Below are 8,547 nucleotides of genomic sequence, written 5' to 3' on the forward strand. Positions count from 1 at the left end.
TGCAGGTGGGTGCCGCCGCATTTCGGGCATACCGCCGGTGCACACTTGGCAACGGTCATCTCGCCGCAGTCATCACAATAATAAGCCGGAATCCGGTGTCCCCACCAGAGCTGACGGGAAATGCACCAGTCACGGATGCCCTCAAGCCAGTGCAGATAGGTCTTTCCGAAGCTCTCCGGAACGAATTTAAGTCTGCCGGATTTAAGTGCCTCTACCGCCGGTTTCGCCATCTCTTCCATCTTGACAAACCACTGCGGTTTTACCATCGGCTCTACGGTTGTGCCGCAGCGGTCGTGGGTACCTACGTTGTGGGAATGCGGAACGACTTTGACTAAAAGTCCCATTTTCTTCAGATCCTCTACCATGGCTTTTCTCGCCTCGTAGCGGTCCATGCCCTGATATTTGCCCGGTATGCTGATGGTTGCATCGTCATTCATGATGCAGATCTCTTCCAGGTTGTGGCGTTTTCCTACCTCAAAGTCGTTCGGGTCATGTGCCGGTGTGATCTTTACGCAGCCGGTACCGAACTCTTTATCTACATACTCATCCGCGATGACCGGAATCTCTCGGTCGGTCAGCGGCAGTTTTAACATCTTGCCTACGATATCCTTGTAGCGCTCATCCTCTGGGTTGACAGCTACCGCAGTATCGCCTAACAGCGTCTCCGGACGGGTGGTTGCGATCTCGACGAAACGTCCCTCTTCGCCGACGATCGGGTAATTGATGTGCCAGAAAAAGCCGTCCTGCTCCTCATGCTCTACCTCGGCATCCGAAATGGAAGTCTGGCAGACCGGGCACCAGTTGATGATACGGGATCCCTTGTAAATATAACCTTTTTCATACAGTCTGGTAAATACTTCCAGAACCGCCTCGGAACAGCCCTCGTCCATCGTGAAACGCTCGCGGTCCCAGTCAGCGGAGGAACCCAGCTTGTGAAGCTGTTTTACGATACGGCTGCCGTACTCTTCTTTCCACTCCCATGCTTTCTCCAGGAAGCCCTCACGACCCAGATCATGCTTGTCAATGCCCTGCTCTTTCAGCTTATTGATAACCTTAACCTCCGTTGCGATCGCCGCATGGTCGGTACCCGGCTGCCACAGTGCCTCATAGCCCTGCATTCTCTTGTAACGGATCAGGATATCCTGCATGGTGTTATCCAGCGCATGTCCCATATGAAGCTGTCCGGTAATATTTGGCGGCGGCATCACAATCGTGAACGGCTTCTTGCCGTTTCTGCGTCCGCGCTCTGCATCGGCGTGGAAATATTTGCTGTCCAGCCATTTCTGATACAGGCGATCTTCAATATCCGCCGGATTATATGTCTTTTCCAGTTCTTTCATTGATCGATTCTCCTTTTGTGTTTTAACTCATCAAATGCTGTTTATCCTCGCATTCTATCATGAACCACATCTTGTTTACCTTTATTTTGCGTAATTTCCGATGCAGTTTCTTACATCTGTTTCCGGACAATCTTGTACTCATCATCCGTCTGGTAGTACGGGCAGACAAAACGCTGGTTGCTTAAAAATGCCGCCATCTCGTCCTCATCCAAATCTGCCTCGCACAGATAATACCCATAATCATCGTCATAGACATAATTGCCGCACGTATCACAGCTTGTCAGCGGACCCTGTTTTTTCATCTGTTTTGTCCTTTCCGAAGCGCGTTTCCTATGAAAAAGAATGTGCCTTTTGTGTAATAGGGAATTCCAAGGAATTTCCTATGAAATGAAAAAGCCCCTTGCAGACATATCATCTGCAAAGGGCGTCATATACGCGGTACCACCTTAATTCAATCAGGATTTCCGCCCGCCGGTGTTTTCTTTGCACACATCCAGACTTTACCCCAATCCTCTTGATTCTATAACGGGAACTCCCGGGATCTCTTATCCACCACTCTCTTTCACAGCATTCCTAAGTCATAGCAGAACGCGGTTTTTCAGAAATCCGGCTCCGAAGCTACCTTCCACATCCGTTTCCCGGAACCGTCTCTCAACCTGCGCGGTTCTCTCTGTCAGGGCTTCTATGTGTACTCCTCTTCTTCACTGCCTTTCATTTTTCAGTTCCTTGTTATCATAGAGGTTTTTCAGGAAAATGTCAAGGTTTTCGGCACAGGTTGGTAAATTCTGATATATGCCCTGGCTCTTCCCACTTTAAAGACGCCCAGCTGTAACAGCTGCACAGCCCCTACTTCGGCAGCGTATCCTTATATTGTTGATACGTCCCATCCGTCACCAGCTTTGCGTATGCATCATATGCCTCCTGCAGATTCCCATACTTTTTATCATTCGAAAGATATTTCGTATACTGTTGTGGAGTTCGATGATCGGCGATTGCTACATAGTTACCAGCTGTATTCTTTCGAATAGCGGTAGTTGTTTCCGAAATATAAAACCTTCCATCTGCTGTACTGATAATAACCGGTATCTTCTTTCCTGCACCAACCGAATCTGACGATATATCTACAGATGTCCAGAATAAATATCGCTTCGACTTATCCTTCGCATCTCCCAGATAGGCCCAGGTTCCCTTTTTTAACAGGCTGTCCTCCTCAATCTTTGCCTGTATCTTTGGAAGCATATTGGATTTTGTACAGTTGGAATCAATTTCAAAATTGCTGTTATTACCCAGCATTTCCAATACGCCGCTGTTATTCAAGGGCGCATGCATATCACAATTGATATTAAACGTATATTTCTGTTCCGAACCGCCTGTACCATTTTTACCTTTCCAGTTAAAAAGCACTCCCGAATTTGGCTGATAGGAAACTTCACACTCCCCACCCGGAACCGGATAACCAATCCAGTTGGCCGTATCACCCTGATCATTATAATGCATCACTCCACCTATCGTCACCGGATCATGCGACTGCCATTTTGCTTTTTTCTGCTTCAGCTTTACAACCTTCACTTCATTCTCTGTATCCTCAATCATGACCGCTGCCATCACCTCTGCATAGGCAGAACGGACATTGGCAAGATCCGTGGCCTCCCGGCTGGCCTCCAGCTGCCTGGTGAAAATAGGAATAGAAATTGCAGCTAAAATGGCAACAATCGCAACGACTACCAAAAGCTCCGCCAGCGTAAAGCCCTTTTTCCTATTCTGTATATGAATTTCCATTCTTATCACCCACCTGTCACCTTTATCCCTTTTTTGTCTTATTCTATCACATGATTCTAAAAAATTCACGCAAAACGTTTTTCATCTGACGCACATTCCCATAAATCGAAAGAAGAGGCCTCCGCCTGCGGTTTTCACCGCAAAGCATCCGCCTCTTCCCCATTTCGCTGCTGTAATCAAATTCCTGCCGTCAATTAAAACAGCGGAACAACCGCTCCATCATACTTCGTCTCGATGAACTCTTTGATATCATCGCTTGTCAGGACTTCCATCAGAGCTTTTGTCTTGTCGCTCTCCTCGTCACCTTCACGGACTGCTACGACATTTCCGTATGTCTGGGCTGCCAGAGAGTCAGAAGACTCTACTGCCAGAGCATCGGTTACCTTTAAACCAGCCTCGATTGCGTAGTTGCCGTTGATAACTGCGATATCCGCATCCTGTAAGGAACGCGGAAGCTGTGCTGCCTCAAGCTCTACGATATCCAGGTTCTTCGGGTTCTCTGTAATATCATTGATGGTTGCGGTCAGACCTGCATCCTCTTTCAGTGTCAGAAGACCCTGATCCTGAAGAAGCAGAAGTGCTCTTGCCTCATTGGTTACATCGTTCGGCACAAGAACCTCTGCGCCGTCAGCCAGCTCATCTAAAGAATCGCTCTTGCCTGCGTAGATGCCGAATGGCTCATAATGGATTGCGCCTGCACTTACCAGATGAGTGCCATTCTCCTCATTAAAGGTATCGAGATATGGTTTGTGCTGGAAGTAGTTTGCATCCAGATCGCCGGACTCCAGTGCGTTGTTCGGCTGTACATAATCAGTATACTCTACGATCTCCAGATCGTAGCCCTTGTCTGCCAGAAGGTCTCTTGCAGCTTCCAGGATCTCAGCGTGCGGTGCCGGGCTTGCGCCTACTACCAGCTTCTCCAGATCGCCGTCTGCCTCTTTAGCCTCTGCGGTGCTCTCCTCTGCTGTCTCTGCAGCGGTCTCAGCAGTTGTCTCATTCGAGCTGGAAGAGCAGCCTGCTAAGGATGCAGCTGCCAGCAGTGCCAGGAATGTGGTTCCTAAGAATGATTTTTTCATAGTGATTTCCTCCTCTTTGTGTGTTTAAATTATAACTGTTCAGTACCTTCACAGTCACGCGCAAAAATCCATTAAAAATTGCCTACGGCAATGGGATTTTTGCCTGCTGGCCCATGTTTTCGTACGGTCAGCGCAGTAAATGCGCAGACCTACTGAACAGTTACTTTAAATTTATATTTCAGAAATGTCCTGCATCTGCCACAGACGATAGGCTGCATTTCATTTCTGTAAATATCTTATTAACGGATTCTCTTATCACTTCTTCTCGAACTCCGCGTAAAGATCTCCTGAATCAGCTGTGCGATAATAACCAGAATCACAACGGTAACCAGCATCATATCTGCCTGATAACGGTGGTATCCATATCGGATCGCCACATCGCCCAGACCGCCGGCGCCGACACAGCCTGCCATCGCGGAATATCCGAGGATTGTCGTGATCGAAATCGCCGCGCCGACTAACAGGGACGGCTTGGACTCCGGAAGCAGCACCTTGAAAATAATCTGCCAGGTTGAAGCGCCCATTGATTTTGCTGCTTCAATCACGCCTGCATCAATTTCCTTTAATGATGCCTCTACCATACGGCTGATGTACGGGAACGCCGCGATTACCAGCGGTACAACTGCCGCATTTGCTCCGATCGTCTTTCCCACGATCGCGCGGGTCAGCGGCATTACCATCGCTAACAGGATGATAAACGGCACCGAACGGAGCAGGTTGACAATCACGCCCGCCACTTTGTTGAACAGCGGCACCGGACGGATGCCGTCTTTATCGGTTACAACCAGCGCCACGCCGAGCGGGATGCCGATCAAGTAAGAAATCAGGGAAGAAAGACCTACCATATATAAGGTTCTCCAGGTCTCTTTTACAAGCATACTGACTGTCTTCGCATCAAATACCATCTTAGCGCACCTCCTCATAGGTCACACCGACCGTTTTTAAATAATTGCAGATACGCCCTGCATCCACCTCGTCCTCCGGGAGCTGCAGAAGCATCTGTCCCATCGCCTTGCCCCCAATATCGTGGGTATCCGCGAGAAGAATATTGACCGGAACCTTGCAGGCTAATACCATATTAGAAATAATTGGCTCCGAAGATTCCCGTCCATTGAAAATAACGCGGATCTGGCGCGCTCTGGCAAAGCTTGTCTTCTGCCCTGCCGTCTCTCCTAGAATCAGCTGCCGCCCAATCTCCGACTTCGGACCGGAGAAAATCTCTGATACCTTGCCAGACTCTGCAATGTGGCTGTGGTCGATGATCGCCACACGATCACAGATAGACTCAATAACTGCCATCTCATGGGTAATCACGATCACAGTAATACCGAGTTCGCGGTTAATCTTCTTAAGAAGCTCCAAAATCGATTTCGTCGTATTCGGGTCGAGCGCACTCGTCGCCTCATCGCAAAGCAGCACCTTCGGGTTCGTGGACATCGCGCGTGCAATCGCCACTCGCTGTTTCTGTCCGCCGGAGAGCTGTGCCGGATATGCCTTCATCCGTTCTTCCAGACCGACTAATTTTAAAAGCTCAGCCGCCCGTATCTTCGCCTCTGCTTTCGGGACACCGGCAATCTCCATCGGAAAGCACACATTCTGGAGTACATTTCTCTGTGCCAGAAGATTGAACTGCTGGAAAATCATCCCCATCGACTGTCTGGCTTTCCGAATCTCTGCCTCCTTCATCATCGACAGGTTCTGTCCCTCAAAAATAACCCGTCCCGCCGTCGGTGTCTCCAGATAATTGATACACCGGACCAGCGTACTCTTTCCTGCACCTGACAGACCGATAATTCCAAAAATCTCGCCCTTCAGGATTTCCAGGTTAATATCATCTAACGCGGTCACCGTTCCGTTCGTTGTCTGGAATTGCTTTCCCAGTCCTTCCAGGCAGATGATCGTTTCCTTTCTCTGCTCCATGGTCTTTTCCCCTCTCTTTTTCCGAATATACAGCATTGATACCCTGTCGCATAAAAGATGCCACTACTGTTTTCTGTCACAGGAAGCAGTTAGTGCCTTTTTGTGTCATAAGGAATTCCAAGGAATTTCCTATGACACAAAAAAGCCGCGAATCCAGTACGGATCGCGGCTTCCTATGCTATACTTACAGGTCTATCCGACCAGCCCGTTCCGTCTTTCATGCACACAAATATGACAGCACATCATACACATGCCGTTCATCATCATATTCATCTGCATGGCTTTACTCTGACGCATCGGACCTGTCCCCTTTCAGCTTATATTCCCTTATTCCTGATAGGAATTATTTGTTTATGAAGATACACCCATTTTCCGGTTTTGTCAAGTGTTTCCTGAATTTTTAAGAGCTATTTTTTAGAGCTATTTCACTCCTGCTCCGGTTTTCGCACAGCTTCTCTTCTTTTTGATGTCTGGAGTTCCCGTGCTTCTGCACGGCTACGGCGCAAATTTTCTCCTGGCATCTCCTGTTTCCGGCTGCGCCCTTTCTCACGCTCGCGGATGCGATCCGGCGTGCGGCTCTCAATGATATAGCGCGGGCGGTGCTTCGACTCCAGATAAATCTTTCCGACATACTCTCCGACGATTCCGACCGAGAGAAGAAGCAGTCCGCCGATAAACCAGAGCGATACCATCATGCTCGCCCAGCCGGTGATCGTATTGCCCCGGAAGAAATCAACCACCGCCCAGATAAGGAATCCAATACTGACAAAAAATGCCGCAATTCCCATGAACGTAATCATCCGGATCGGCTTCGTGCTCAGCGAAGTGATGCCCTCGATCGCAAAAGCCAGCATCTTTTTCAGCGGATATTTGCTCTCCCCTGCTGCCCGCTCTTTACGGTCATAATATACCACATCGGACGGATAGCCGATCATCGGGACAATCCCGCGCAGAAACAGATTGACCTCCGAAAATTCCGCCAGCCCTTCCAGTGCCCTCCGGCTCATCAGGCGGTAATCCGCATGATTATACACGGTGTTCGCTCCCAGCGCATTCATAACCTTATAAAATCCCAGCGCAGTTGTACGCTTAAAAAATGTATCCGTCGCCCTGTGGAGGCGCACACCGTACACGATGTCACAGCCAGCCATATACTGCTCGATCATCGCGTCGCATGCGTCCACATCATCCTGCAGATCGGCATCCATCGAGATCGCCGCGTCACACCGCCGTCTCGCCGCCTCAAAAAGCCCGGCTAAAAGCGCGTTCTGATGACCGCGGTTGCGGCTCAGCTTCACACCTGCAAACCGCTCGTCCTTCTCATGGAGTTCCTCGATTAGCTTCCATGTTCTATCCTTCGAACCGTCGTCTACCATCAGCACCCGGCTTCCCGGATGAATCCGGCGTCTGCGGGTTAAATCATCTAATTTTTTACCTAAAAATTCTGCCGTCAATGGCAGAACTTCCTCTTCGTTGTAGCAAGGCACCACGATATAGATAACCGGTGCATTTCTCATACTGTCATCTCCTGCCCGGGTCACTGTCCCTTCTATGCAGACAAGTCCCCTCGTATTTTCAAAAGCAGGTTTCCAGATACAGGTATCTTGCCAGAATCCCCCTGCAGCTGAAATCTGCTTTTTCCGTATTTTCCTATTATATAGGAACTACATTAAAAAGAAAAGTAAATTTTTGACACATCCACCCGATTCCGGTATAATAGAATGGATATTTTTATCACTTTACTATTACTCGCCACCTAAAGAGGTGGGAGTCTTCTCGCCTGAGAAAAAAATCAAAAAAAGCCATCTATCAGGAGGTATTCATATGTCAAAAACCGAAAAAGCAAAGGTATATTTTACAGATTTCCACACCATTGCATTTGGCGACGGTCTCCCTACCAAATTAAAAAAACTGATCCGTAAAGCCGGGATCGGTTCCATCGATATGGATGGTAAATTTGTCGCTATCAAGATGCACTTTGGTGAACTTGGAAATATCAGTTATCTGCGTCCTAATTATGCCAAAGCCGTTGTTGATGTCATTAAAGAGCTGGGCGGCAAACCATTTTTAACAGACTGCAATACGATGTATCCAGGCAGCCGCAAGAATGCGCTCGAGCACCTGGAATGCGCCTGGGAAAACGGATTTACCCCGTTGACTGTTGGATGTCCAATCATCATCGGTGATGGATTAAAGGGCACCGATGACATCGCTGTTCCGGTGGCCGGAGGCGAATACATCAAAGAAGCTAAGATCGGCCGCGCCGTCATGGACGCCGATGTCTTTATCAGCCTGACCCATTTCAAGGGACATGAGATGACCGGCTTCGGCGGTACGATCAAAAATATCGGCATGGGCTGCGGTTCTCGCGCCGGTAAGACCGATCAGCACAGCAGTGGAAAACCACACGTCAAGGAAAAGCTCTGCCGAGG

Annotated in this window: 8 protein-coding genes and 1 other annotated feature (1 of these 9 running past the window's edge); of the genes, 1 reads left to right on the forward strand and 7 read right to left on the reverse strand. The window is 48.9% G+C overall.

The window, feature by feature from the left end; genetic code table 11:
* The 7 genes from QVO97_RS01880 to QVO97_RS01910 all read right to left on the reverse strand — a co-directional run.
* A partial coding sequence (locus QVO97_RS01880; RefSeq protein ID WP_288188641.1) for a valine--tRNA ligase occupies positions 1–1,340 on the reverse strand: 1,340 nt, incomplete at its 3' end.
* A gap of 110 nt (positions 1,341–1,450) precedes the next feature.
* Positions 1,451–1,642, reverse strand: a complete 192-nt coding sequence (locus tag QVO97_RS01885) for a DUF6472 family protein (RefSeq protein WP_022358726.1) — start codon at positions 1,640–1,642, stop codon at positions 1,451–1,453.
* A 115-nt stretch (positions 1,643–1,757) separates the two neighbouring features.
* Positions 1,758–2,054 (reverse strand) — a binding site (T-box leader).
* Positions 2,055–2,186: 132 nt separating this feature from the next.
* Positions 2,187–3,119 (reverse strand): type IV pilin protein, encoded by a 933-nt coding sequence (locus QVO97_RS01890; RefSeq protein WP_022358727.1) that lies wholly within the window; start codon positions 3,117–3,119, stop codon positions 2,187–2,189.
* Between the two features lie 194 nt (positions 3,120–3,313).
* Positions 3,314–4,195 (reverse strand): MetQ/NlpA family ABC transporter substrate-binding protein, encoded by an 882-nt coding sequence (locus QVO97_RS01895; protein ID WP_022358728.1) that lies wholly within the window; start codon positions 4,193–4,195, stop codon positions 3,314–3,316.
* Between the two features lie 239 nt (positions 4,196–4,434).
* Complete coding sequence (locus QVO97_RS01900) at positions 4,435–5,100, reverse strand: methionine ABC transporter permease (RefSeq protein WP_022358729.1); 666 nt, start codon at positions 5,098–5,100, stop codon at positions 4,435–4,437.
* A gap of 1 nt (position 5,101) precedes the next feature.
* Positions 5,102–6,115, reverse strand: coding sequence for a methionine ABC transporter ATP-binding protein (locus tag QVO97_RS01905; RefSeq protein ID WP_022358730.1), 1,014 nt, complete (start codon positions 6,113–6,115; stop codon positions 5,102–5,104).
* 425 nt (positions 6,116–6,540) lie between these two features.
* The gene (locus QVO97_RS01910; protein ID WP_022358731.1) at positions 6,541–7,632 is read right to left on the reverse strand and encodes a glycosyltransferase family 2 protein; all 1,092 of its coding nucleotides are present in this window, start codon (positions 7,630–7,632) and stop codon (positions 6,541–6,543) included.
* A 307-nt stretch (positions 7,633–7,939) separates the two neighbouring features.
* Here QVO97_RS01910 and QVO97_RS01915 point away from each other — a divergent pair, with 307 nt between their 5' ends.
* Positions 7,940–8,547: the 5' portion of a DUF362 domain-containing protein gene (locus tag QVO97_RS01915; RefSeq protein WP_022358732.1), read on the forward strand. Its footprint extends 541 nt past the window's final position; 608 of the gene's 1,149 nt are visible here — the first part of the coding sequence; it begins with the start codon at positions 7,940–7,942; its stop codon lies beyond the right edge, outside the window.

It is taken from the genome of Clostridium sp. CAG:43, from assembly GCF_000434655.1.
Taxonomy (GTDB): domain Bacteria; phylum Bacillota; class Clostridia; order Lachnospirales; family Lachnospiraceae; genus Otoolea; species Otoolea fessa.